Origin of the sequence: Anoxybacillus dikiliensis (assembly GCF_050613275.1) — a bacterium.
Lineage (GTDB): Bacteria > Bacillota > Bacilli > Bacillales > Anoxybacillaceae > Anoxybacillus.
The window spans coordinates 1,357,765-1,382,367 of the sequence record NZ_CP187112.1; the positions used below are offsets into that span (position 1 = coordinate 1,357,765).

Sequence of the window (24,603 nt, forward strand, 5' to 3'; positions counted from 1 at the left end):
CTTTTCCTTACTAACTGTAATAAGTGTATTATATTAAATAATACGGTTGTTGTAAATAGTTATAAAAATTGAATAAAGCACTCGGCTCAAAAGAACAGACCGAGTGCTTCTAAATAACCTGAGTGTTTATTCAGAATTACTTTAAATTAAATTTTTTCATTAATTCCTCTTTAAATTTATAATTCTTTGCTTCTTGAGGCACGCCAACTTTTTCGCCATCATTACTAGGAATATCAATGTTGTGTTTACCCTCATTGACACCAGAAATTACGTACAGATCATCGTATTTAAAATCGGGCACAAGAAGCAGCATGTAGCTATGGTTTTTATCCATGTTTCGGTAGTTATTAATTGAAAATTTAGTCTTTCCGGGCATAATACCATTATCGTAAACGTAGCTTGGTTCAGCTACCTTGATCATATCTCCAGCTTTATAATCGTGAGTAGTTCTATTTTCAAGGACCTTATTTATTTTAAACTGAGTAATTGTATACGCATCTACTGTAAACCCTCTCTCATCGAATGTTACGAAGTTCTCACTTTCAATTGGTTTTCCAGTGACAACAAGTTGAGAAAAGGTAATCATTTCATCTACTGTGTTAAAGGATACTTGTTTAGCATCAATAGTTGATAAACTTACTTTTTTATCAGCCGACATATACCATAGACTTGAGCCGAGAGAAATAAAACCTAACAGAGCTATTGAAACAATGATAATCTTATTTTTTTTCATATTCGTAATATCTCCTTTCATCTATTAATTTCCCCATTTTTGTTTTAGATGGTCTTTATCCGTCTGTTGAGGGGATCCGTGTGTTGTTAGTTCATACTCCTTCATTACAGAGGCACCTGAATTGTCATTATGTCTCAAGCTTAGTGCGTGTCCAAATTCGTGAATAATAACGTCAGTTGATTCAGCGGAAGTTAGTGTGTTCATTTGAGGTGTATTGAGTCGAATTCTTGAACGATCCCTTGCATCCTCCGGATTTACTTGACGCCATCCGAAAAAGCCATACGTCCAATAATCTGCGGTAGCATAAACGGTTGAGCCTGAGATAGTTCCTGCATAAACAATAATGCTATAATATGTAGGCTCAGAAGTGACTTGTGAAATAGCAACCTTCGAAGAAATGTTATTCCAAGTTGCATATGCGGTGTCTGCACGATTATGGTAACCTGCACTGGAAACACTAGCATCACGCCAATACTTAAGGTTTTGTGCCCCAGTATATCCATTAGGATTATAATGATCTGAGTGGGCGTTAACTAAGATGGTTGGTAGTAAAAAAGCTAGCGCGAGAATAAGTAATAAAATTCTTTTGACTGTCATAATTTCATTGCTTTCTATAAAATGTTAATTTCATGGATATCGTTCTCCATCGATCCTCTTCATTCCTTTCTTTTTTACAAAAATATTTCGTCACAAGCGAAGAAGCATAGAATAATGGCGAAATGTTATTCTTGGGAATTCTATACTCATTAAGCACCATTTCATTTCAATGTATATATTTCTGATTTATATTTAACAATACGTTAATTGTAGTTTTCAAAAAATTAAAAAGCCGCCCAAAAGGCAGCTTTTTAATTATGGCTGTGTCCATCGTTGTTCATATTTCCATCTTGATGACCATCTTGTTGCATATTGTCGCCATGACCGTGACCTTGTCCATCATTTTTATTTTGCATCATTTGTTTCTTTTTCATATAACGCTCATGAGCAACTTGATCAACATCTTCCCAAGATACAATCGTCGCATTCGGTTGTTCGCTTACAAATTTTTCAGCATCTTCTTTTTTTGCGAAAAACGCATATCCGTAGTTCATCGGTGTCTTAATGTCAGCTTTCACCACTGTCGCGTTTTGTAATTCAATCCATTCTAACGTATTGTAATCGCGTACATATTTTTTTGCAGCTTCACCGTGATCGCGCTCATAGTTAAATAAACACCCGATGTCATCAAAAAACAAGACGTCACCGTTTTCTGTTGCAGATTTCGCTGTAAATTTGCCAAGCTCGTGTTCCTTTGGATACACTTTCATATTACAAAATACACACACAGTGTTTTCATCTGGTTCAGCCATCGCTGCTTTCTCAAACACATCTTCTTCATTTGACTGTTCTTTGTTTTGTTCTGCTTGTTTTTCCTCTGCTTGTTTTGTTTCTTCTTGTTTCTCCTCCGCTTGATTGTTGCATCCTGCTAGAGCGAAGAAAAGTGCACCGATCAACAGCACGATCCATTTTTTCATCACTAAGATCCCCCTTATTTTCATTCAATCCGTAAGCGAGTATAATACATAATTGTGAAATTTATTTGAGAATGTTGTGTGGAAAATGAAAAAAAGCGGCATTACACCGCTTTTTCTGTAAAATAATGCTTATAATATCCCCCGACTTTGCCTCGATTATCGATAATAAAATAAAAGTCATCTGTTTCATTTTTTACTTCATATTCTTTGCCGGGTGTTAACACGTTATGTACGATGTACTTTTCGGCATTTGTATGGTTACATACAACCGTTTTTATCGTTGGTCTTTCATGCCAGTTTAAATGAATCATGATTGATTCCTCCTTCAAGATCCTTTATATTTATTTAAAAATTTAGCAAGCTCATGCAGCGCTTGTAGTACCGCAAAATGTTTATCGTTTCCGCTTGCTTGCGCTGTAGCCACATCTTTAAATTTGGCGTGCGCTTCGTACGACCCGTTTTTTTTATATACATCTACTCGTACGGTTCCCCTTGGGTGCGGAACGATAAAAAACTCTATTTGTTTCATTTGTTCTCCCCACCTTTAATGTCAATCGTTTATTTAATTTAATAATAGTAAAAAAGGCGTCATTTTAAAAGCATTGTTTTACGTGAAGAAAAAGATGTACGATTTACGTTTTTAATCAAGGCGACGAATCGCGTATCCGGATTGTATCAACACACGCTGAATTTGATCAATATGCTCCCTATTTTTTGTTTCAAGGGAAAATCGCACTTCTGCTTGCCCTGGGAGAACGTTTGTCCCCATTCGTTGATGATCAATGGACATGACGTTCGCTTCTAAGTCGGCGATAATGCGCAACAATTTATTTAACTGTCCCGGTTTGTCAGAAATGACTGTTGAAAATGTGACGAATCGTCCTGATTCAACGAGCCCTCGTTCAATAATTCGTGAAATGAGCGTTACATCGACATTTCCCCCACTTAAAATGGCTACAATATTTTTTCCTTCAAGCGGAATTTTGTTATATAATAAAGCTGCTAGTGAGCAAGCCGCAGACCCTTCAACAAGCAATTTATTCCGTTCGAGCAAATATAACATCGTCCGTGAAATATCTGTTTCTTCCACACAAACGATATCATCGACATATTTCTGTATGTACGAAAACGTCAAATCCCCAATGCGCTTAACAGCAATGCCATCTGCAATTGTATTGGATGGAGTAATGATAATCGGTTGATTATGTTGTTTAGCTGCTGTTGTGCTCGCACAAGCAGTAGATTCAACGCCGTATACGCGAATAGCTGGATTTTTTTGCTTCATCGCAATAGCCACACCAGCAAGCAAACCTCCACCCCCAACCGGACAAACTACTGCGTCAATATCGTCTAGTTGTTCGAATAATTCTAGTCCGATCGTTCCTTGTCCGGCAATGACAGCTGGATCGTCAAAAGGGTGAACAAACGTCGCGCCTGTTTCTTGTTGAAGTTTGCGAGCATATTCTAACGACTCGTCAAACACATCCCCGTGTAAAATGACGTTTGCCCCGTAGCTTTGCGTTGCTTGAATTTTACTTAATGGCGCCCCTTTAGGCATGACGATTGTGCACGGAATGCCAATCATGTTGCTTGAATAGGCTACTCCTTGTGCGTGATTACCCGCTGAAGCGGCGATAACTCCTCGACTTTTTTCCTCATCACTTAACAACATAATTTTGTTGTAAGATCCTCTTACTTTAAATGAACCTGTTTTCTGTAAATTTTCTAACTTCATGTATACACGATTATTCGATAAACGACTAAATGTTTGTGAAAATTCAAGAGGCGTTTTATGAACGACTGTTCTCATTCGTTGTTGAGCTTCTTGAATATGTTGTAGCGTAATCAACAGTTTTCATCCTCCTTTGTGTCCCTTTTATTATATTTGATTCACAGATCCGTAGGCAATTGTGTCTTGTTTTCTTTTTCTTTTTTTCATTGATTATTTAGAACATAGTTTTATTATAAAAATTAATCTAAAAAAATTGCTATGCACAAGGCATAGCCTATAAGCCAGCTGATTTTTGAAGGCGCTTAGCAATTTCAAGAAAGTCCTCATATGAAATACCGGGGGCAAATGTTTCCCCTACTGCTTCTAAATCTGGAATCGGAGCACCTGCTGGCGTTCCTTGAATGACTTCGAGTTGTCCTCCATCAAGCGGATGTATTCCTTTCCAAATTTGTTTAACATCTTGATAATCATGTTCGCTAAACGTATATAGTCTTCTATGCCACCCTTGCGCTTCGTATTTTCTTGCCGCATCAAATTTATCGTTACTTAAATTCGGAATCGGCAACATTTTTGTGATATCCACCCCGGTAACAATTTGAAGCGCTTTGGCATAAGCGATGACATGCACGCCTCCTCGAACAAGTAAATAGCCGATCATTTCTCGTGCGACTGGATGATCGGTCATCTCATATACCCTCATTTTATGTGTACGCGCCCCACACTCTAAAAAGAAATTGTGCAATAAATCTAATACTAAATTCCCACTATTGAACACGTAGTCACCTGACCACGATTTTCCCATCGAATCTCCTGGCAATGCTGTTTGTGCAGTTGCAATGAAATGATACGTATTTCGTTGATCTACCCCGTTTTGCATTGGCGTAATATCGGGTGCACCTTCATGCGTTGTCCCTGTTAAGCATAAGTTTATAGCTGTTGTAACGAGCTCCACATGACCTAATTCTTCCGCAGTAATACTTGCGACTAAATCGTAAAAAGGCTTCAATTTTTTCTTTTCCCGAAAATTGAATGACTGAAACAAGTAATTGTTTAATGTTGACATTTCTCCAAACTTTCCACCGAGTAACTCTTGAACGGCCGCTGCTGCATTCGCGTCCGCATACGTAGATTTTGGCAACTCAATTTGAAGCTTGTTTATTCTTGTGAACATCAAGTCCCCCTCCTTTTTTTATTTCGGCATAATCCAAACGATTTGCTGGATGCGGACAAAAAAGAGGGTATCGCTACTTTTTAACACAATATGATCAGGCTTCACATCTTGAATAATACCTTGCACATTTCCTCGCACCGTTTCAATGATGACCTCTTTTCCTCTAATTGTTTGTAATGTTTGATAAACATAAGGATCGATGAAAGACATAAACTGAGGTGTCATCTTCTTCCCTCCTTCCCGTTTATTCTTTTCCATCTTATTCTTCTATCTCGTTATTTATCACATTTTTCATTTAGAACATAGTTTTATAAAATTTTATTTACATACTAGTCAATTTTGCGTTAAACTTCAACGTAGGAATAGTGAAATGAGGAGTTAGAAGGATGGAAATTCATGAACAACTAAAGCAAAAAATAAATGAGCTTGAAGAAGAAATACGGTTATATAAACGCTTTGTGGAGCACATTACTTTTCCATTTTCATACGTTGATTATGAACTCGGAAAAGTAATAAAAAAGGAAAGAAATATTCCATCTCCAACGATTGAAACAATAGTGAAGGAAGAGAAAAGAGCACCCATTTTGCGATGGAATATTGATTTACAAAAAGACTATCCATTTGAGCAAGTGGAACAATTTTTAGCCCCTATTTTTGATCTTGTTTCTCATCATATTGTTTTCGTTGACGCCGAAGGAAAAATTACATTATGTAACTTACAGGCAGCAAACGATGTTGGAGTAAACCGAGATGATGTGATCGGTAAACATATTCGTGAATTATTGAACATTCCAGATGAACAAATTATGACGTTAAAAACATTGCGAACAAAGCAACCACTTTACAATTGTGAAGTGCTCGATCGATATTACGGGATCATTAATACACGCATTTTATATAACGAAGATGGGTCGATTAAACGTGTGATTAGTATGTTTCAATCGCTTAATCAAATAAAAGAAGCAGAGAAACTGGCGATCGCTGGCCGGATTGCTGCCGGGATTGCTCACGAAATTCGAAATCCTTTAACGACAGTAAGAGGATATTTACAGTTTTTAAAAGAACAGCTGCCTGAACATATCGTTACCCTCATTGATCAACTTCTCATTCCAGAACTCGATCGAGCAAATGATATTATTACAGATTTTTTAAACGTTGCGAAACCGAGCGAAGTAAAAGCAGAATGGATTGGAATAAACGAATTTATTCGACATGATTTAGATCTTTTGTTACAAAGCGAAGCGCTTCTTCATAACGTAGAGCTTTCATATTATTTGGATGAAAAGCTACAACAATACGTTGTTAACATTGACAAAAATCAGTTGTTGCAAGTGTTTATTAACTTATTTCGCAATGCGATTGAAGCAAAAACCGAAAAATCGTTGCGGGTAGACATTGAAACGAAATTGCATAATAATCTCGTTCAAATTTATGTGAGTGATAATGGACCTGGTATCCCTTCTACCATTATTCATCACGTTTTCGATCCGTTTTTTTCAACAAAATCAACAGGAACAGGTCTTGGTTTATCTTTGTCGCGAAAAATTATTGAACTGCATAAAGGCTCGATGCGTGTTCAAAGCAAATTCGGTCATGGTTCATGTTTTATTATTGAATTACCGGCTTATTCAAAAAATGAGGCTGCAATCTAGCAGCCTCATTTTTACGCTTCTTTTTTCCACTCGATTTGTTTTTCTTTCCAACATTGCACTTGATGGTCTACGCCAATATTTCGTGCGTAAAATACCGGATTTTTTCCTTGTTTTCTTTGTGTAACATAATCTTGTAGTGCCGCGAAAGCGACCCGACCAAGTAAGAAAATCGAAACTAAGTTCACGATAACCATAAACGCCATAAATAAATCTGCTAAGTCCCAAACGATTTGAATGCTCGATACAGATCCCCAAATAACCATAGCTAATACCGCAAGTCGATATACGAGCAATGATGCTTTGCTTGAACGAATAAATTCAATATTTGTTTCGCCATAATAATAGTTTCCGATAATGGAACTGTACGCAAATAAAAATACACTCACTGCAACAAATCCTTTTGCCCACTCACCAATATGTGTGCTCAATGCCGTTTGTGTCAAGGTAATACCATCAAGACCTTCTTTCATATAATCGCCTGATAATAAAATCATAAATGCTGTTGCACTACAAACAACTAGCGTATCAACAAATACACCTAATGTTTGAATGAAACCTTGTTTTACTGGATGGGAAACTTCTGCTGTCGCTGCTGCGTTCGGCGCACTACCCATTCCAGCTTCATTTGAGAATAAGCCTCGCTTAATTCCCATCATGATTGCCGCACCAAAGCCTCCACCAACTGCTTGTTCAATACCAAATGCATGTTTAAAAATTAAAGAAAATATTGCTGGCAACTCCGTCATGTTCGTTAAGACAACATAAAACGCAATCAATAAATACAAACTCGCCATAACTGGAACGATAATAGATGATGCTTTCGCTACACGATGCACACCACCAAAAATAATAAAGGCGGTTAAAATAGTAAGTACAATACCGATCACTGTACGATCCATTTGAAACGCGTGCTCAAATGCAAATGTAATCGTATTTGCTTGCACAGAGTTAAATACAAGACCGAATGAGAACGTAATTAAAATGGCAAACAATATACCGAGCCAACGTTTTTTTAATCCTTGCTCAATATAATATGCCGGACCGCCACGATAACCGTTTCCATCTTTCACTTTATAAATTTGGGCGAGTGTGCTTTCCACAAAGCTTGATGCCCCACCAATTAAAGCGATCAACCACATCCAAAAGACCGCACCAGGTCCGCCAACGGAAATCGCTAACGCAACACCTGCTAAGTTACCTGTTCCAACGCGAGACGCTGTGCTCATGAAAAACGCTTGGAGCGACGAAATCGCACCTGTTTTTTCTGGCGTCTCTGTAATAACACGGACCATTTCACCGAAATAACGAAATTGAACAAATTTTGTACGGAATGTAAAATACAATCCAACGACAATTAAAAGAGCGATAAGAACATACGACCATAATATGTTGTTTAAAAATGATACAATCGTTTGCAATAATTGCATACTCGTCACCTCACCTGATGTTTATAATAAAAAACGACTTTTTTAATGTAACAAAACTTAACATGAAAAGCAAGAGGATTATCCATGAATATATGAAAACGATATGTTATAATATCGTTTGTTCATATTTTTCACATGTATTCGGAGGAGCAAATGAAAGAAACATATACGTTAAAAGAAAAAATAAAGCAGTTTTTACATATATTATTTCCTATTTTTCTTACGCAAATAAGCTTATATATGATGAACTTTTTTGATGTGACGATGACTGGGAAATATAGCGCAGTTGATTTAGCAGGTGTAGCCATTGGCTCAAACATTTGGATCGCTATATCTACAGGAATCGGAGGTATATTAACCGGTTTAACCCCAATTGTTTCCCAGGCGTTTGGAGCGAAAGACCACGAGCGTATTTCTCAAACAGTTGAGCAAGCGATATACTTAGCGATCGTCTTTGCTTTCTCTGTGTTTGCGCTCATTTATTTTCTCGTTCCTATTTTACTGGAAAATATGCCAATCGAACATGATGTTCGAATCGTTGCTTATCAATATTTACAAGCATTATGTATTGGTGTTGTCCCGATTTTTATTTATCATGTTCTTCGTTCATTTATCGATGCACTTGGTCGAACAAATGTAACAATGATGTTAACGTTATGCTCTTTGCCATTAAACATTTTATTGAATGATATATTCATTTTCGGACGATGGGGCATCCCTGCATTCGGTGGAGTAGGGGCAGGATACGCTACAAGCATAACGTATTGGTGCTTACTATTATGTGCGTTTTTGCTCGTTCGCTTTCATAAACCTTTCGCCACATACAATATGCTAAAAAAGCTTCATCCGATGTCACTTTCCATTTGGAAACAATTATTTTTGATCGGCACACCGATTGGATTAGCTATTTTTTTTGAAACGAGCATTTTCTCGACTGTTACGTTGTTGATGAGTCAATTTGGAACAGCAACGATCGCAGCTCATCAAGCGGCCCTAAACTTCGCTTCCCTTCTATATATGATTCCACTAAGCGTTTCTCTTACTTTAACCATTATTGTTGGTTTTGAAGTAGGAGCGAAACGCTTAGAACATGCGAAACGTTACTGTATCATCGGTATTTCTTCTGCTGTGATGATGGCTATTGTTGTCTCTATCGTCCTATTGCTGTTTCGAGAAGCGATTGCTTCCTTATATACGAATGATGCACTTGTTTTACAATGGACGAAGCGTTTTCTGTTATACGTTTTATTTTTCCAATTCTCTGATGCGGTTGCAGCTCCTATTCAAGGAGCATTACGTGGATACAAAGACGTTCGCTTTCCATTTTTTATTGCACTCGTATCGTATTGGTTAATTGGTTTACCAGTTGGATATGTATTCACTCACTATACAACCGCTGGGCCGTTTGGGTATTGGCTCGGTCTTATTGCTGGTTTAGCTTCCGGAGCCATACTATTATTCATGCGATTAATCCAAAAATGGAAGCATGCATAAAAGCAAGAGGGATATCCCTCTTGCTCTTTAGCACCAAGCCGCACCGACGATAATTAACAAAATAAATAATACGACGATGAGCACAAATGTTTTTCCGTATCCTGGATAACCGTAACCGTATCCATAGCCATATCCGTACATCACGTATTTCCCCCTCTATTGTTGATTAATAACCCCAGCCACCAATATAAGCACTGCCAACAATAATTAGCAAAATAAACAATACAACGATTAACGCAAAGCCACCACCATGATGATGTCCTCCACTCATCTTTTGACACCTCCTTCTTGTACTAACAACCTATTCAAGCGCTAAGTAAAACGTTATAGTTTTTAAAAAAATGGGTGAAAAAAAACGCCTGTTCACGAGACAGGCGCTACATGTTCAATGATTTTTCTTTTCGCTTCTCCCATGTACTAGAAAGTGAAAATAAAAGCAAAGCCGTCCAAATACAACTAAATGCATACATGTGTGCATTTGTAAACGGCTCGTGAAACAAAAACACGCCGAGCAACAAACTTAATGTTGGGGAGATGTATTGTAAAAAACCTAAAAGGGTTAACGATATATGCTGTGCCCCTTTTGAAAAATATAAGAGGGGCAAGGCAGTCGCTGGCCCAGCGCCAACAAGCAACAACATCGTCATCAATGAAAAAGAAGGTTCTGACCATTCGCTAAACGAATGAACAATCCATGCTAGTGCAAAAGGAGTAACAAGCATCGTCTCTACTGTTAAACCGATTGTTGCATCAACTTTAATCACCTTTTTCACAAGGCTATACAACGCGAAGCTACAAGCAAGCGACAGAGCGATCCATGGAAATTTACCGTATTCCATCGTCATCAGCACAACACCAAAAGCAGCTAAAATAAACGAGACAACTTGCCATTTGTACAGACGCTCTTTTAACACAATAACACCTAATAAAACATTTAATAGCGGATTCATATAATAGCCTAGACTTGCTTCAACCATATGATCATGATTAACAGCCCATATGTAAATAAACCAATTTGTACTAATAAGCATCGCAGCAACAATGAAAGCGACTGCTCGCTTTTTTTCTTTCCATAACCATTGACACGTATGTAAAAACGTAGACCAGCTTTTTTGAATAAACAACAATGCAATCATAAATAAAAAAGAAGTGACGATACGATAAGATAAAATCTCTTCTGCCCCGATATGCTGAAGTAATTTCCAATATAAAGGTAATATTCCCCATAGTACGTACGCAGATAGCGCATAAATCACCCCAATTGTTCTACTTTCCATTTTACAACTCCTCTCCTATCTCAATCCCCACGGAAAACATACTCTTGTTCATACGGCTCAATATGAACGTGGGCATAGACAACTCCATACTTTTTTTCGAGCAAGCGCTCAACTTGATCGGCAATGTCATGACTTGTCACGACATTTAAATACGGGGCAACACAAATCGTAACATCTATGACAACTTCATTCCCATACATTCTTCCCTTAATATCTACTACCTGTTTCACACCGTCAATACGCTCAATTTCCTGTTTATATTGCTTTAACATTTCGTCATCGAACCCATCCGTCAACGTATGGGATGCTTCTTTAAAAATATCCCATGCTGTCTTGCAAATCATAAATCCAATAACAAAAGCCGTAACAGGATCAAGCCAACGCATATGTAACTGAGCACCAATGACCCCAACAACCGTTCCTACACTAACGAGCACATCGGATAAATGGTCTTTCGCAGCAGCAGCAAGTGCTTGACTATTTGTAGCTATTGCTAAACGGTTGTTAAACATATATACAAAAAACATAAATACAGCTGAAGCACCTGCTGTCCATACCGCAATCCAATCTGGTTTCACATACTCCCCCTCTTTCAACGTTTGCACTGCGTTTATCAATACATCCACTCCAATCGACATCATAATAAACGCCGCAATTAAAGATGAAATATGTTCCGCGCGCGAATGACCGTATGGATGGTTGTCATCCCGAGGTTTTTTTGCGATGAGCAGTCCAATTAAAATAGCGATAGAGGCAAGAATATCCGTAAAGTTATTCCACCCATCAGCTTTTAACGCCTCAGAATTTGACATATATCCGACGTATAACTTCCCCAAAGATAAGACGATATAAGAGCCAATGCTCACCCACGCCCCAAATTCAGGTTTCATTTTTGTCATCTGTTCCACCAACTTCTTCATCATTTTTTGCGTTATCATTGTACCAAGCATATATCGTGTGGGTCTACAGCAACAAAATTGGCTCATCGAAGAACAGTAGGAAACAGGCAATAACATTGCCTTAAACCAAATTTATTGTTGACGAACGATTCGTATATATGATAGATTGTTTAGTGTTTCACCACTCTACCAATTTATCAAACTAAAGTATTTTGGAGGTCACGATTATGAACGCTGTTGTCATCTCAGTACTCGTCATGCTTATTCTTAGTTTACTGCGTATGAATGTCGTGTTTTCGTTATTAATCGCGTCATTATTGGGAGGACTCATTGGAAATCTCAGTCTTTCTAAAACAGTTGAGGTGTTTTCAGAGGGATTAGGAAACAGCGCGGAAGTCGCTTTAAGTTATGCGTTGTTAGGCGGATTTGCCATTGCCATTTCGAAAACTGGCTTGCCGAACGCTATTGTTCACATGATTATAAAAATGGTCGGAAAACAAGGGGAGTCAAAAAGAAAGCAATATTCGAAAGCGCTTGTTCTTCTTATCATCCTACTCATGTCATGTTTTTCACAAAACTTAATTCCAATCCATATTGCGTTTATTCCTATTTTGATCCCTCCACTTTTGCACGTCTTAAATGAGCTGCATGTGGATCGTCGGTTAGTCGCATCAATTATTACGTTCGGTTTAATTACTCCATATATGTGGCTACCGACTGGATTTGGGGCTATTTTTCATGACATTGTACAATCAAACATGGCTCAAGGTGGGCTAGTTGTTACAAAATCAGATATTCCAAAAGCGATGTTTTTCCCTTCGCTTGGGATGATTGTTGGCTTACTCCTTGCTTTTTTTACGTATCGTAAACCGCGCACATATAAACCAATACAACGAGAAAGCCAAGAAACTCAATCGTTTCAACAACGAGGAGTATGGTTTGCGATCGTCGCTGTTATTACTGCTTTAACCGTCCAACTTGTTCTTGACTCCATGATTTTTGGGGCATTTGCAGGAATAGTTGTCATCTACTTAAGCGGATGCATTCGTTTAACAGAAGGTGATCGTTTATTGACAGAAGGCATGCGCATGATGGCGTTTATTGGATTTGTGATGTTAAGTGCTTCAGGATTTGCGAATGTATTAAAACAAACAGGACATATTGAGAAACTTGTTGAGCAGGCAGCTTCTCTTATTGGTCATAACACAGCGCTAGGTGCATTGCTTATGTTAATTGTCGGACTGCTTGTCACTATGGGAATTGGTTCTTCGTTTTCTACTGTTCCAATTATCGCAACCATTTTCGTTCCGCTTTGTATAAAGCTCGGGCTTAGTCCAATGGCAACTATTGCGATTATTGGCGCTGCTGGTGCACTTGGTGACGCAGGATCACCTGCCTCAGACAGCACGCTTGGCCCAACATCGGGTTTAAACGTGGATGGTCAGCATCATCACATTTGGGATACATGCGTTCCAACGTTTATTCATTACAACATTCCGGTCATTATTTTCGCATGGATCGCAGCCATGATTTTATAAAAAGGAGCTACTTTTCACTGTAGCTCCTTTTTTGTCGAAATTTTATCGCACATTCCGACAATTTTTTTGAAGAAAATATGTTAATGTATTGTAAAGTATATTTCAAATTTGTAAATACGAAGGAGGCTGGAAATGGTGCTTTCGCAATTCATCGGTCAAACAGAGGCAGTGATCCTTCGCTTCTCCATCTCACTATTGACAGAAATCGAATTAAAAATTAAGAAAAAACAAATTATTTCACAACATCAAGCAATGAAGTATGCCAAACGCCAAATCGAATTATTTGTCAAACAACTGCATTTGCGCCAAGCGCTGACCGCTGTATATCAATCAGAATTATACATTTACGTATCTAAAAAGTTAGCACATGTATTTGAACAATATCGTGTGCTCAAATGTGTATAACCTTATATTTTCTTTACGATTTGAAAATATTCTTCTAACGTAATTTGTTTCTCATAAATGACCTTGGCTGCTTTTACACCAACATAGCGCAAATGCCAAGGTTCGTATTGATATTTCGTAATATGCTCCTTTCCTTTTGGATAGCGGATAATGAAACCAAATTCATGAGCATGCTGGGCTACCCATTTTCCCTCTAGTGTGTCGCCAAATGCAGGCGTGATCATATATTGAACACTTGGGCTTGTAATATCCATTGCTAATCCTGTTTGATGTTCACTTTTTCCCGGCATCGCAACAGCAACAACCGCTTTTTCTTTTCCTAACCGTTGAACTTCAGATGCAAATAATTGTTGTTGCCTCTCATACGAACGATAGCCTGACACGGCATATAATATTATTTGTTGTTTTTTCGCCGCTGCAAACATCGCTTCTAACGCCTTGGCGGCTTCAGCACGCATATGGCGTTTTTCAACATCTGTTTCTTTGAACGTAAACGGAACATTTGGAATGACTAAGTCAGCTGGCTTGTAGTCGGCCGGTAATTGTTGTTCTTTATTTACTAAGGCAAGCACGTTATCCGGATTCATAATCACTTTTACCCCGTTTTGCACTTCAACTTGATTCCAAAATTGTTCTTCAAGTACAAGTTCCTCTTGTTCCTGTTGTTTGGAAGGGGGTGTCGGTGTTTGAGGAGATGGTGCTGGCTCCTCAACTCGGACAGGAGGCTTAGACGTTTTTTGCTCTTGCTCAACTGATCCAAATGATTGACACCCGCTAATTATTATCACAAAACAACATAACCATTTTTTCATCTTTTTCCCCTCACAATAGAAGAAAGCTCCGCGGGGAATGAGCCGCAGGAGCTTTCTCGCTTATTGACGAATCGCTGTTTCAAGCGCAACTTCGATCATTTCATTAAATGTCGTTTGACGCTCTTCAGCTGTTGTTTCTTCCCCTGTTAAAATGTGATCACTTACCGTTAGGACGGATAACGCTTTTCTTCCAAATTTAGCTGCTAACGTATAAAGCGCCGTTGTTTCCATCTCTACTGCAAGTACACCGTAGCGTGCTAACTTTTCAAACTGCGCATTTTCATTATAAAACATGTCAGCTGTAAATACACTACCAACTTTTAGTTGCAACCCTTTTTCTTTTCCAATTTCATATGCTGTTTTCAGCAAGTCGAAGTTAGCCGTTGGGGCGTAATCAATTCCTCCGAACGTCATGCGATTCATTTGGGAATCAGTTGATGATGCCATTGCTAAAATGACGTCACGAACCTTCACATCTTTTTGAATCGCACCGCACGTTCCGACACGAATTAATGTTTGAACGTTATAGCTTTGCATAAGTTCTGTAATATAAATGGAGATAGATGGAACACCCATACCTGTTCCTTGAACGGAAATACGATGCCCTTTATATGTACCTGTGAACCCAAGCATACCACGAACTTGATTATAACAAGTAGCTCCCTCTAAAAACGTTTCTGCAATATACTTTGCGCGAAGCGGATCCCCAGGAAGTAAAATTTTATCCGCAATTTCATGTTCTTTCGCACCAATATGAACGCTCATATGTATCCTCCTTTAGCCTTTATCGCTGCATATATACTATACCACACTCTTATGTTTCGCTAAAGCATTGTTTTTCATGTATAAAAAAAGAGGGGAGTCCCCTCGTCCTCATTACGATATTTTTCGAAAATACTTCGGTTTTACATACAAAACTTTTTTATCTTCGCTCACAACATATTTTTTCTTCGCCTGCTCATAATGTTCATATATTAAATAACAAACAACGTAAATCGGCAACATCGCCTCTAAAGACGCCAAGTATATAAGATAAAATGGATGTGCGTTCGTTTCAAACATTCCGCTAAACACATAGTAAGCGCTTGCAATAACAACGTTAGTGATACTAATATTTGCGAAATGAAGGAAGAAAATTTTCTGTCTCCGCCCAATTAATCGCTCTAATTCAAATTTAATAAACAAAGAACAAAAAATAGCAACAATCCCGACAACTAGAGAAATAATGAACGCAAACATCGCTTTTCCCACCCCATATGTATATTTTTTATGATCTTGTCGATGTTAATAGATGTAACTACATGTAAAGGAGGGTTACGATTGGGAAAAAAACATCGCAACCGTATCAATAGCCCGAAAAAAAATAATCATGTTCCAAAAGATACGTTAATTGCTGAAGCTGAAGCACATGATAAAGAGTATAGTGCCGAGAAAAGAAAAAAATAATCCCCTTGTGCACAAGGGGAATTTTTCATAATACTCTAACCTTGTGCTAATTGTCTATATACAATATAGCACAATTTTGTGAACATTTAAAGACATTTTTTAGCGAACATGCATACGATGAATACGTTCCCAACCATCCGAGCTTAAACGATAAAAAAATTGACCGTATATTCCTTCGTCAATAAGCAATATATCACCTGTACTAACATACCGCGCACGATAATCTTTCGGTACTAAATCTGGAACATTAAACATTCGATAAACTTCAGCTAATACGTCATCATGATCTTCTCCATTTACCGTCAGCCGATATACTTGACGATATCCTTTCGTTTGACCAAATTGCGGAGTTTGAAATAACGTTACATCATAGCATTGTGTTGATTTTAATATTTTCCCCATAAGCATGCGAATCACTAACATCCCCCCTCTTTTTTCTTTACGTAACTATTAGCGATTCGCTTTGTCGATTCCTTTTGCATTTTTTTACTATTTTTGTCGAATATATAAAATGATTTGGACATAAAAAAGGATCGGGGAACCCCCCAATCCTTTAAGCATATCGTCGAATGAGTGCAGCAAGATCTGTTTGTAACGTTTGAATATGCTGCTCACGAATAGTAACACGAACAAAAGTCTCATCTAAATCAAGCGCTTCTGCAAACAAACCAGCTAACCCACGCGCTCGTCGGTCCACTTGAATAAGTAATTCACATTCTTGTAGTGTATGTGGAAAAAAAATTATTTCTACTTCATCAAGTTTCCCACGAAATTCGCCACCCGTTGGGACAAACTCAAATTCTTGAACAAAAGGTAGTTTTTTACGAACATAATGAGCCGCCTCTTTGCATTCTGCTTCTTTTAATCGGAATCCTAAGTTTTCCATGACACGAAATACTTCGTTCATCATCCGATTAGGTTGAACACGAATATAATCTTCATCTGTCGGATCGACGGCATTTTTAATATCAAGTCCTGTGTGTAACCACACTCTTGTTTTTCCAACTGTAATTGGTGTGTCAAGCGGAAGGGAAAAAGAAAACGGAAATTCTTTCTTTTCCCCAGCACGAATCACGAATGATTGAGCGATTTTCCATTTTTCAACAATCGCTTGCTTCGTTACTTTGCGATCATCTACTTCTTTTATATATGTAGCGCAAAGAGACAAATATATATCATCAATCTCTTGATCTACATTTCCTCCTGTTACTTCTACAACTCCTGTGATCTGTTCACCAAGTGATAGTTGTGATTCATGCAACTTCGTATCCACCTTAGCCGAACCAATTCCAATACTTGCTAATACTTTATTAAATAGCCCCATAAAACAGCCTCCTTTATTTTTCATTCTATACGTTATACGAGCGAAATGAAAAAATGTTTCAAATAAAAAACGACGGAACAACCGTCGCTTTATTCATCAATCAGCTCTTCGTCAATAATGCATTTTTCAATCAAGTAATCAAACATAATATCTGCTATTTCTTCAATTTCACGCTCTGTTGGGACAAAACCTCGCCGAACAAGTTCATTGTAAAAGAACTCCGCAATTTCTTCCGTATCAATGACTACTTCAATTTCTTTCACCATATCGCCCCCTTTGTATTATGTTATGAAAAAGTCATTCATTTATGTCACCCGTTTTTTATGTATATTTGCCACTATATGCACATACGTTGAAAGTAAAAAGAAACGGAGGACAAGCTTATGGACGAACAAATTGATCAATGGATGGAAACGATCACGAATGGACTCTTTTGTGGCGTGCTCTTTTTTTGCATTCCTTATTTCATATACGTGTTATGGCAATGTATGTGAATTTCATTCGCGTCGTTTCCGTCTTGTAAACTTTTTCAACTGCTCGACGATTTGCTCCATCATTTGTTCATACTGTTCATCACCAAACCGTTCGTATAACCATTTATAGTCATTATAAATATCTCCTAAATCCGTGACAAAACATCTTTACAATGGATGCAAACCGTTGATACGATAAGGGAAAACGACGTTGACGACTCTTCATCAAGTAGGTGAATGCGATGAAAGATTTCCCGATTCGGTTTGTATTGACAGATGAAGCGATTACTCCAAGTGCTGGGCTTGCTCTCGTGGGCTACTTACTGCACCAAACGAAGCTGGATAAACGAGTAAACGCCCTTCGGCTCCCAACGGTTCGTCGAGATGTGCACATTTCCCATAGCGACGTCATTCGCTCGATGATCGGCTTGCTTGCCACAGGAAAAACGGATTTTGATCATATCGAAGCGTATCGTCAGGACGATATCTTTTCGACATCAATGGGCATTCGGCACGTACCTTCCTCCCCAACGTTGCGACAGCGTCTCGATCAGCTCGCTTGTCTTCCGATGACCGAAACCATCATTTGGGAGGAATCGATGCGTCTGTTGGTTCGACAACACGCTACCTTGTCCCCTTGTTGGGCGAAAGGGAAAACGACATGGCTTCCCCTTGATATAGATGCTTCCCCATTTGACAACTCCGATACGAAGAAAGAAGGAGTGAGTCGAACGTATAAAGGATTTGACGGTTTTACGCCGTTGTTTGCGTACGCAGGGAAGGAAGGGTATATCGTTCATGCCGAGCTGCGTCCAGGGAAACAACATGTACAAGACAACATGCCTTCGTTTTTAACTACCGCCATCCGTCGAGCTCGTCCGCTGACCTCGTCTCGTCTGCTTGTCCGCATGGATGCAGGAAACGATGCGGAAGCGAATGTGCACGTATGTCTAAAGGAAGACGTGGACTTTGTCATCAAGCGAAACTTACGCCGAGAATCGAAAGCGCTTTGGTTCCAGATCGCTTCGCAAAAGGGCAGACGCATCGATGATGGACAAACCGAAGGAGTACAAACGTATGAGTTATGCCTTCCACAGACCGCAGCAATCGATGGACACACGTACACGTACGTTCAAGTCACCCAAGTGACGGAACGAACGATGGAACGAAATGGACAGCTGATGCTCGTTCCTAATTACGAAGTCGAAAGCTACTGGGTGCGCCTCGAGGGATACGAGCATGTTCGAATGAGTGATGTGCTCGCATTGTATCACGATCATGCGACATGCGAACAGTTTCATAGCGAACTGAAAAGCGACTTAGATTTAGAGCGACTTCCATCAGGGAAGATGAAAACGAATGCGCTCGTGTTAGTCATGGGAGCATTCGTGTACAACCTTCTTCGTCTGATTGGACAAGATCTATTAAGCGATCCGAGACATCCATTACATCATAAAGTGAAACGCCGCCGCATCAAGACGATCATTCAGACGGTGATCACGATGGCAGGTCGACTCGTCCGCCGATCACGACAGATCTGGATGAAACTGACGCGAAGGAGTGGCTATAGCGAGCCCCTTCTGAACATTTACATAAAATGGAGAGAAGGAGCATAACGAACGATTGTTCGTGATTCTGTACTCATCCTAACCCTCTGTCCTTTTTTGTTTTTTCTTTGGTTTATATACCTAAAAAAGATATTTATTTCATTTCTGAGAGTGAAGATGACATCTGTTTTAAACATAAAAAGGGAATGGTGGATCACGCATCCATAAAACCAGCAAAAAAGTCAAAGTCGATGTCAATCCATCACGGATTCAGGTATCTAATAAGCCGTCAATAATCTCTTTTTCTTCTTGTTTTCGACGCAACCGCTCATTTTCAAATTTTCTTGATATCACATGAACTTCACTCCAACGTTGAACATCGTAGTTAGTAATAGTATATGTACATATAAAAAAGCCGACACAAAACGTCGGCTTTTTTATATCGCATAAGATGCTGGGGCAAAGTCAATATCAAATCCGAGATCTTCAAGCATTTGAAAATCTGCATGTTTTTCTTGTCCGGCTGTCGTTAAATAATCTCCAACAAAGATAGAATTGGCGGCATATAAGCCGAGTGGTTGCAGGCTTCGCAAGTTTACCTCTCTCCCTCCGGAAATGCGAATTTCTTTCGTTGGATTCATATAACGAAACAGCGCGAGCACTTTCAAACAATAGCGAGGGTTTAATTCTTTTGTCCCTGCTAACGGCGTTCCATCGATCGCATGAAGAAAATTAACAGGGATTGAGTCTGCGTCTAGTGCTTTTAAGCTTCTCGCCATCGCAATGACATCTTGCTTTGTTTCTTTCATACCGATAATGACGCCAGAACATGGGGACATCCCCGCTTCTTTGACCGTTTCTACCGTACGTACCCGATCATCGTATGTATGGGAAGTCGTAATGTACGGGTGATGCTCTTTGGATGTATTAATATTATGGTTGTATCGATCAACACCTGCTTCTTTTAACCGCAACGCTTGCTCAGGTTTTAATATCCCTAAACAAGCACATACTTTTAAACCGTACATTTCCTTAATTTCTTTCACCGCAGATACAACAATATCGATTTCCTTATCACTCGGTCCTCTTCCGCTTGCGACAATACAATATGTTCCTATTTTCGCTTCGTACGCTCGTTTTGCTCCTTGTAAAATCGTATCTTTATTTACCATTTTATATGTCGGAATCGAGGCAGTAGATAGGGAAGATTGCGAACAATATCCACAATTTTCGGGACACAATCCCGACTTTGCATTCATAATCATATTTAATTTCACTTTATTTCCGTAATACGTTTGACGAATGCGATAAGCGCCTTGTAGTAATAACAATAGTTCATCATCTGGACAATTTAATATCGAGAGCGCTTCATCATCTGTCATTTCCTCCCCTGCTAATACGCGATCCGCGAGCAATAACCAATCCATCGTTCTCCCCCTTTACTTCTAATTACCAATAATCGTATTCGATCAAAAGATATATGTCAACATTATTTTTATATAAGTTAACAAAAAAAAAAACTAGCGAGAACGTCCCGCTAGCTATACGTTTCTACAATATGTCGAGCAATCCATACCCCACATGCCCCGGCCTGTGCCAGTCCACGCGTAATTCCTGCACCATCCCCTCCAACATATAACCCTGAAATTTCTGTTTCAAAACGTTCAGTTAATTTTGGACGCGCAGAATAAAACTTTGCTTCCACCCCATAAAAGAGCGTATGTTCTGAAGCAATACCTGGAGTCACTTTGTTCAACGCTTCTGTCATTTCAATTAAACTTTTCATCGTGTTGTATGGAAGAACGAGACCTAAATCCCCAGGAACAGCTTCTTTTAACGTAGGTTCAATAAATCCTTCTTTCATTCGTTTTTCGGTTGAACGTCTTCCCTTCAAAATATCCCCATATTTTTGCACAATAATTCCACCGTTAGATAATGCATTCGCTAAACGAGAAATTTGCTGTGCATATTCGTTCGGCTGATCAAATGGCTCAGAAAATTTATGAGATACAAGAAGAGCAAAGTTTGTATTGTTACTTCCTAGCTTAGGATCTTTATATGCATGACCGTTCGCGAGCATAATACCAGAATGATTTTCGACAACAACATGGCCAGACGGATTACTACAAAACGTTCGAACTTGTGTTCCAACGGATGTATTAAAAATAAACTTCCCTTCATACAAATGTGTATTAATTTCTTCCATTACTACGTTAGACGTTTCGACACGAACACCAATATCAACTTGATTATTGATCATTTTCAACCCGCGACGTTTCAATATGTTCGATAACCAAGCTGACCCATCACGTCCAGGAGCAATGACGACACGATTGGCATATAACATATCTCCATTTTTCAGTTGAACTCCTTTGACATGATTCGTACCGTTGACTTTTTCCGTTAAAATGTCGCTCACTTCGGTTTTAAACATCATATCAATATGCATGCGTAAATATTCATATATACTCTTTAAAATTTGTAAGTTTTGTTCTGTGCCAAGATGACGAACTTGCGCGCGCAGTAATTTTAACCCAGCTGCATAAGCCCGTCTTTCTATTTCCTTCACTTCATCTGTCAGCGGATCGGTCAATGACTGAGTAGCACCGTGCCTTAAATTAATTTCGTCAACATAACGGATGAGCTGTAACACTGTCGAGTCAGGTAAGTACTCTGTCATCCATCCGCCAAATTCGCTCGTAATGTTAAACTTTCCATCTGAATAAGCTCCTGCTCCTCCAAATCCATTTGTAATTGAACAGGCAGGTACACATCCAGCATAATCTTTTTTTCCAACTGGCGGTGGGCATTTCTCGATTTTCTTTTGCAAAATTGGACAGTTTCGCTTATAAATATCATGTCCTTTATCAATGAGCAACACGCGTGCGCCCTGTAATTTTAACGTTAATTCATAACAAGTAAAAATCCCTGTCGGACCAGCTCCGACAACGATCACATCGTAACGATTGTTCATTATTCATCCCTCACCTTTCATTTTCCGAATGTTAATATACTAAACAGGACAAAAACAGTCAATAAAAAACGATCTTTTTTTTAAAAAAACTATTAAATGTTCGTTTTTATTTCCATAAAAAAAAGAACGGTATATACCGTCCTTTTAAAAATAACGTTTCTTCCAAAAAACGAACGCCGTCAAACTTGAAAGAACAAAAGAGATTCCTAAAGCAACTACGTATGCATATGGCTTGTCTTGAAAAGGAATCGGAACGTTCATTCCATAAAAACTCGTCACCATCGTTGGAAAAGAAATAACAATCGTAATGGCAGCTAAAAATTTCATCACAATGTTCAAATTGTTCGAAATGACAGAAGCGAATGCATCCATCATTCCACTTAAAATGCTACTATACACCTCTGTCATTTCAATTGCTTGCTTATTTTCAATAATGACATCTTCTAACAATTCTTGATCGTCTTCATACATCCGTAAATAATTCAATCGAAGCAACCGTTCCATCACAATATTGTTCGCTTTTAATGATGTCGTAAAATAAACGAGGCTCTTTTCTAAACTAAGCAAAGAAAACAACTCTTTATTTTGCATCGATTGATGTAGCTGTTTTTCAATTTCACTCGTTTTGCGATTAATTTGTTTTAAATATCTTAAATAGTACGTTGAAATCATATATAACATTTGTAAAGCAAAACGCGTTTTCATATACGTATAAAAGTTTTTTACCTTACTTTTCGTAAACTCTTCAAAAATCGGATTTTCTTGGAGACATACAGTAATAAAACATGTATTTGTGATAATCATTCCAATTGGAATCGTTTCATATGTTGGAATGTTTCCTTCATCGTACGTAATAATTGGGATATCAACGATAATTAACACATGATTATCTTCTTTTTCAATACGTGAACGCTCTTCGTCATCGAGTGCATCTTTGATGGAATCAATCGGAATGTTTAGATGTTCTGAAATATAGCGAATTTCACTTTCCGTTGGGGAGACGAGACTAACCCAACAGCCATTTTTCAACTCGTGAATTTCTTCTAATTTTCCTTGCTCATTAGACAAATAAATGTTCATCATGGCGTAACCCCCCCCTATCTTCTCTACAAAAGGGAAGCACCGCTTTTTTGTCGTTGGAGCGTCTGTTTCGTTCGTGAGCAGTACGTCCCAGCGAAAAAAAACGAAACGACTTCCCCTATTATTGCTGGTTCTGGTTCATTTGTACTCGCCCTGCTCATAACGGAAACGTCACTCCTTTCGCTTTTACGTTCATTACGGATTAATGATACATGTTTTGCCACCATTTGTATAGTTCCTTTTTCATTTTTTCTCGCAATGAGTGCGCAAAATAGAAAAATATTTCTCGTTATTTTATAATCGTGTGTGAAGGATGGTGAATACAATGAATATATACATGTGTGACGAAGCATTTGCATGGTACAAAGAGGAACTGCAACTACAGCATGGAGATTACGTTCGTTTTTTTGCTCGATACGGTGGATGTAGTACCGTGCAAAAAGGTTTTTCTTTAGGGGTGAATAAGGAAAGTCCGATCGACGCTGCAGTGACACTAGAAAAAGAAGGAATTATCTTTTTTATTGAACAAAACGATACGTGGTATTTTGATGACCATGATTTGCATATCGAGTTTGACGAAAAACGAAAAGAGCCGATATTTACATATAGATAAAAGCGGGTGACCCGCTTTTATCTTTTTTTTGCCCGTTCATACGCTTCATGCCAATCAGGAAAGTATTTTCTAATTAAAACAGGTTGAAACGTTTCTTTCGCCACGCAAACATGTTTTGAAGTTGCTGTCGCTGCGATTTCATTTGTTGGCGTTAACACTTCATATCCGTAGACAACCCGAATGCCGTCATATGACTCTACCCACGTTTTAATAGTCGCTGTCTCTCCATAGCGTAAAGGCTTTTTATAAGAAATTTGCAAATCAATAACAGGAGACACAATTCCCCTTTTCTCCATATCAGCGTATTGGAAACCAAGTTGTTGAATAAAATCGGCTCGTCCCATTTCTAACCAAACTAAATAGTTGGCGTGGTAAACAACCCCCATTTGATCTGTTTCTGCGTAACGCACTTCAATTTCTTTTTGTGAAATCATCATTCGCTCTCACTCTCCGAAATAACAATAATTTATTTTTTTATTGTACCATACATAA

30 protein-coding genes are annotated in these 24,603 nt (G+C 38.5%); 7 read left to right on the forward strand and 23 right to left on the reverse strand.

The features are described from left to right. Window positions 1–136 precede the first annotated feature (136 nt). From ACPF7I_RS07215 to ACPF7I_RS07250, 8 genes are all read right to left on the reverse strand, one after another. The gene (locus ACPF7I_RS07215) at window positions 137–754 is read right to left on the reverse strand and encodes a hypothetical protein (RefSeq protein WP_430744100.1); all 618 of its coding nucleotides are present in this window, start codon (window positions 752–754) and stop codon (window positions 137–139) included. A 3-nt stretch (window positions 755–757) separates the two neighbouring features. Next, the gene (locus tag ACPF7I_RS07220) at window positions 758–1,330 is read right to left on the reverse strand and encodes a hypothetical protein (RefSeq protein WP_430744099.1); all 573 of its coding nucleotides are present in this window, start codon (window positions 1,328–1,330) and stop codon (window positions 758–760) included. 251 nt (window positions 1,331–1,581) lie between these two features. Beyond that, the gene (locus ACPF7I_RS07225; protein WP_430744098.1) at window positions 1,582–2,247 is read right to left on the reverse strand and encodes a nitrous oxide reductase accessory protein NosL; all 666 of its coding nucleotides are present in this window, start codon (window positions 2,245–2,247) and stop codon (window positions 1,582–1,584) included. Window positions 2,248–2,348: 101 nt separating this feature from the next. Continuing rightward, window positions 2,349–2,558 (reverse strand): DUF6501 family protein, encoded by a 210-nt coding sequence (locus tag ACPF7I_RS07230; protein ID WP_006318546.1) that lies wholly within the window; start codon window positions 2,556–2,558, stop codon window positions 2,349–2,351. 14 nt (window positions 2,559–2,572) lie between these two features. Then, on the reverse strand, window positions 2,573–2,776 hold the full coding sequence (locus ACPF7I_RS07235) for a hypothetical protein (RefSeq protein WP_021094053.1): 204 nt from the start codon (window positions 2,774–2,776) through the stop codon (window positions 2,573–2,575). 111 nt (window positions 2,777–2,887) lie between these two features. After that, window positions 2,888–4,096 carry a threonine ammonia-lyase gene (gene ilvA / locus ACPF7I_RS07240; protein WP_430744097.1) on the reverse strand — a complete coding sequence of 403 codons (1,209 nt, stop codon included), beginning with the start codon at window positions 4,094–4,096 and terminating at the stop codon, window positions 2,888–2,890. Window positions 4,097–4,253: 157 nt separating this feature from the next. Beyond that, window positions 4,254–5,150, reverse strand: coding sequence for a manganese catalase family protein (locus ACPF7I_RS07245; RefSeq protein WP_430744096.1), 897 nt, complete (start codon window positions 5,148–5,150; stop codon window positions 4,254–4,256). 18 nt (window positions 5,151–5,168) lie between these two features. Next, window positions 5,169–5,375 carry a YuzF family protein gene (locus tag ACPF7I_RS07250; protein ID WP_075039100.1) on the reverse strand — a complete coding sequence of 69 codons (207 nt, stop codon included), beginning with the start codon at window positions 5,373–5,375 and terminating at the stop codon, window positions 5,169–5,171. A gap of 161 nt (window positions 5,376–5,536) precedes the next feature. Here ACPF7I_RS07250 and ACPF7I_RS07255 point away from each other — a divergent pair, with 161 nt between their 5' ends. After that, window positions 5,537–6,802, forward strand: coding sequence for a two-component system sensor histidine kinase NtrB (locus tag ACPF7I_RS07255; protein ID WP_430744095.1), 1,266 nt, complete (start codon window positions 5,537–5,539; stop codon window positions 6,800–6,802). Window positions 6,803–6,813: 11 nt separating this feature from the next. Here ACPF7I_RS07255 and ACPF7I_RS07260 read toward each other — a convergent pair whose 3' ends face one another. Continuing rightward, on the reverse strand, window positions 6,814–8,229 hold the full coding sequence (locus ACPF7I_RS07260) for an alanine/glycine:cation symporter family protein (RefSeq protein ID WP_430744094.1): 1,416 nt from the start codon (window positions 8,227–8,229) through the stop codon (window positions 6,814–6,816). 153 nt (window positions 8,230–8,382) lie between these two features. Here ACPF7I_RS07260 and ACPF7I_RS07265 point away from each other — a divergent pair, with 153 nt between their 5' ends. Then, on the forward strand, window positions 8,383–9,723 hold the full coding sequence (locus ACPF7I_RS07265) for an MATE family efflux transporter (RefSeq protein WP_430744093.1): 1,341 nt from the start codon (window positions 8,383–8,385) through the stop codon (window positions 9,721–9,723). A 27-nt stretch (window positions 9,724–9,750) separates the two neighbouring features. Here ACPF7I_RS07265 and ACPF7I_RS07270 read toward each other — a convergent pair whose 3' ends face one another. The 4 genes from ACPF7I_RS07270 to ACPF7I_RS07285 all read right to left on the reverse strand — a co-directional run bounded on the left by ACPF7I_RS07270 (window position 9,751) and on the right by ACPF7I_RS07285 (window position 11,899). Continuing rightward, window positions 9,751–9,864, reverse strand: coding sequence for a YjcZ family sporulation protein (locus ACPF7I_RS07270; protein ID WP_006318569.1), 114 nt, complete (start codon window positions 9,862–9,864; stop codon window positions 9,751–9,753). 25 nt (window positions 9,865–9,889) lie between these two features. Next, complete coding sequence (locus ACPF7I_RS07275; RefSeq protein WP_021094060.1) at window positions 9,890–9,994, reverse strand: YjcZ family sporulation protein; 105 nt, start codon at window positions 9,992–9,994, stop codon at window positions 9,890–9,892. A gap of 106 nt (window positions 9,995–10,100) precedes the next feature. After that, entirely contained in the window at window positions 10,101–11,000 is a 900-nt protein-coding gene (gene rarD, locus ACPF7I_RS07280) for an EamA family transporter RarD (RefSeq protein WP_430744092.1), read from the reverse strand. Window positions 11,001–11,020: 20 nt separating this feature from the next. Further along, window positions 11,021–11,899, reverse strand: a complete 879-nt coding sequence (locus ACPF7I_RS07285; protein ID WP_430744091.1) for a cation diffusion facilitator family transporter — start codon at window positions 11,897–11,899, stop codon at window positions 11,021–11,023. A gap of 227 nt (window positions 11,900–12,126) precedes the next feature. Here ACPF7I_RS07285 and ACPF7I_RS07290 point away from each other — a divergent pair, with 227 nt between their 5' ends. Together ACPF7I_RS07290 and ACPF7I_RS07295 are read left to right on the forward strand one after the other, a co-directional pair. Beyond that, complete coding sequence (locus tag ACPF7I_RS07290; protein WP_430744090.1) at window positions 12,127–13,437, forward strand: Na+/H+ antiporter family protein; 1,311 nt, start codon at window positions 12,127–12,129, stop codon at window positions 13,435–13,437. A 132-nt stretch (window positions 13,438–13,569) separates the two neighbouring features. Next, entirely contained in the window at window positions 13,570–13,842 is a 273-nt protein-coding gene (locus ACPF7I_RS07295; RefSeq protein WP_430744089.1) for a hypothetical protein, read from the forward strand. Window positions 13,843–13,844: 2 nt separating this feature from the next. On the opposite strand, the gene ACPF7I_RS07300 is transcribed toward ACPF7I_RS07295, so the two are convergent. The 3 genes from ACPF7I_RS07300 to ACPF7I_RS07310 form a co-directional block, all read right to left on the reverse strand. After that, window positions 13,845–14,654, reverse strand: a complete 810-nt coding sequence (locus ACPF7I_RS07300) for a M15 family metallopeptidase (RefSeq protein WP_430744088.1) — start codon at window positions 14,652–14,654, stop codon at window positions 13,845–13,847. 60 nt (window positions 14,655–14,714) lie between these two features. After that, the gene (deoD, locus tag ACPF7I_RS07305) at window positions 14,715–15,419 is read right to left on the reverse strand and encodes a purine-nucleoside phosphorylase (protein ID WP_004890338.1); all 705 of its coding nucleotides are present in this window, start codon (window positions 15,417–15,419) and stop codon (window positions 14,715–14,717) included. Window positions 15,420–15,530: 111 nt separating this feature from the next. Beyond that, entirely contained in the window at window positions 15,531–15,893 is a 363-nt protein-coding gene (locus ACPF7I_RS07310) for a hypothetical protein (RefSeq protein WP_430744087.1), read from the reverse strand. A gap of 81 nt (window positions 15,894–15,974) precedes the next feature. On the opposite strand from ACPF7I_RS07310, the gene ACPF7I_RS07315 reads away from it, so the two are divergent. Beyond that, window positions 15,975–16,100, forward strand: a complete 126-nt coding sequence (locus ACPF7I_RS07315) for a hypothetical protein (RefSeq protein ID WP_019417697.1) — start codon at window positions 15,975–15,977, stop codon at window positions 16,098–16,100. A gap of 99 nt (window positions 16,101–16,199) precedes the next feature. Here ACPF7I_RS07315 and ACPF7I_RS07320 read toward each other — a convergent pair whose 3' ends face one another. The 3 genes from ACPF7I_RS07320 to ACPF7I_RS07330 all read right to left on the reverse strand — a co-directional run bounded on the left by ACPF7I_RS07320 (window position 16,200) and on the right by ACPF7I_RS07330 (window position 17,687). Then, the gene (locus tag ACPF7I_RS07320; protein ID WP_021094066.1) at window positions 16,200–16,523 is read right to left on the reverse strand and encodes a hypothetical protein; all 324 of its coding nucleotides are present in this window, start codon (window positions 16,521–16,523) and stop codon (window positions 16,200–16,202) included. A gap of 130 nt (window positions 16,524–16,653) precedes the next feature. After that, window positions 16,654–17,424, reverse strand: coding sequence for a sporulation protein (locus tag ACPF7I_RS07325; protein ID WP_430744086.1), 771 nt, complete (start codon window positions 17,422–17,424; stop codon window positions 16,654–16,656). Window positions 17,425–17,513: 89 nt separating this feature from the next. Next, window positions 17,514–17,687, reverse strand: coding sequence for a YozD family protein (locus ACPF7I_RS07330; protein ID WP_430745944.1), 174 nt, complete (start codon window positions 17,685–17,687; stop codon window positions 17,514–17,516). Between the two features lie 452 nt (window positions 17,688–18,139). Here ACPF7I_RS07330 and ACPF7I_RS07335 point away from each other — a divergent pair, with 452 nt between their 5' ends. Next, the gene (locus ACPF7I_RS07335; RefSeq protein ID WP_339174355.1) at window positions 18,140–19,513 is read left to right on the forward strand and encodes an IS1380 family transposase; all 1,374 of its coding nucleotides are present in this window, start codon (window positions 18,140–18,142) and stop codon (window positions 19,511–19,513) included. Window positions 19,514–19,881: 368 nt separating this feature from the next. Here the strand turns inward: ACPF7I_RS07335 and bioB are convergent, their stop codons facing one another. From bioB to ACPF7I_RS07350, 3 genes are all read right to left on the reverse strand, one after another. Continuing rightward, window positions 19,882–20,871, reverse strand: coding sequence for a biotin synthase BioB (gene bioB, locus ACPF7I_RS07340; RefSeq protein WP_430744085.1), 990 nt, complete (start codon window positions 20,869–20,871; stop codon window positions 19,882–19,884). 110 nt (window positions 20,872–20,981) lie between these two features. After that, complete coding sequence (locus tag ACPF7I_RS07345) at window positions 20,982–22,418, reverse strand: NAD(P)/FAD-dependent oxidoreductase (protein ID WP_430744084.1); 1,437 nt, start codon at window positions 22,416–22,418, stop codon at window positions 20,982–20,984. Window positions 22,419–22,562: 144 nt separating this feature from the next. Next, entirely contained in the window at window positions 22,563–23,501 is a 939-nt protein-coding gene (locus tag ACPF7I_RS07350) for a magnesium transporter CorA family protein (RefSeq protein WP_430744083.1), read from the reverse strand. 322 nt (window positions 23,502–23,823) lie between these two features. Between ACPF7I_RS07350 and ACPF7I_RS07355 the strand changes: the two genes are divergently transcribed. Continuing rightward, the gene (locus ACPF7I_RS07355) at window positions 23,824–24,111 is read left to right on the forward strand and encodes a HesB/YadR/YfhF family protein (protein WP_430744082.1); all 288 of its coding nucleotides are present in this window, start codon (window positions 23,824–23,826) and stop codon (window positions 24,109–24,111) included. Window positions 24,112–24,128: 17 nt separating this feature from the next. On the opposite strand, the gene ACPF7I_RS07360 is transcribed toward ACPF7I_RS07355, so the two are convergent. Continuing rightward, window positions 24,129–24,548 carry an acyl-CoA thioesterase gene (locus ACPF7I_RS07360; RefSeq protein ID WP_430744081.1) on the reverse strand — a complete coding sequence of 140 codons (420 nt, stop codon included), beginning with the start codon at window positions 24,546–24,548 and terminating at the stop codon, window positions 24,129–24,131. Window positions 24,549–24,603: the final 55 nt, after the last annotated feature.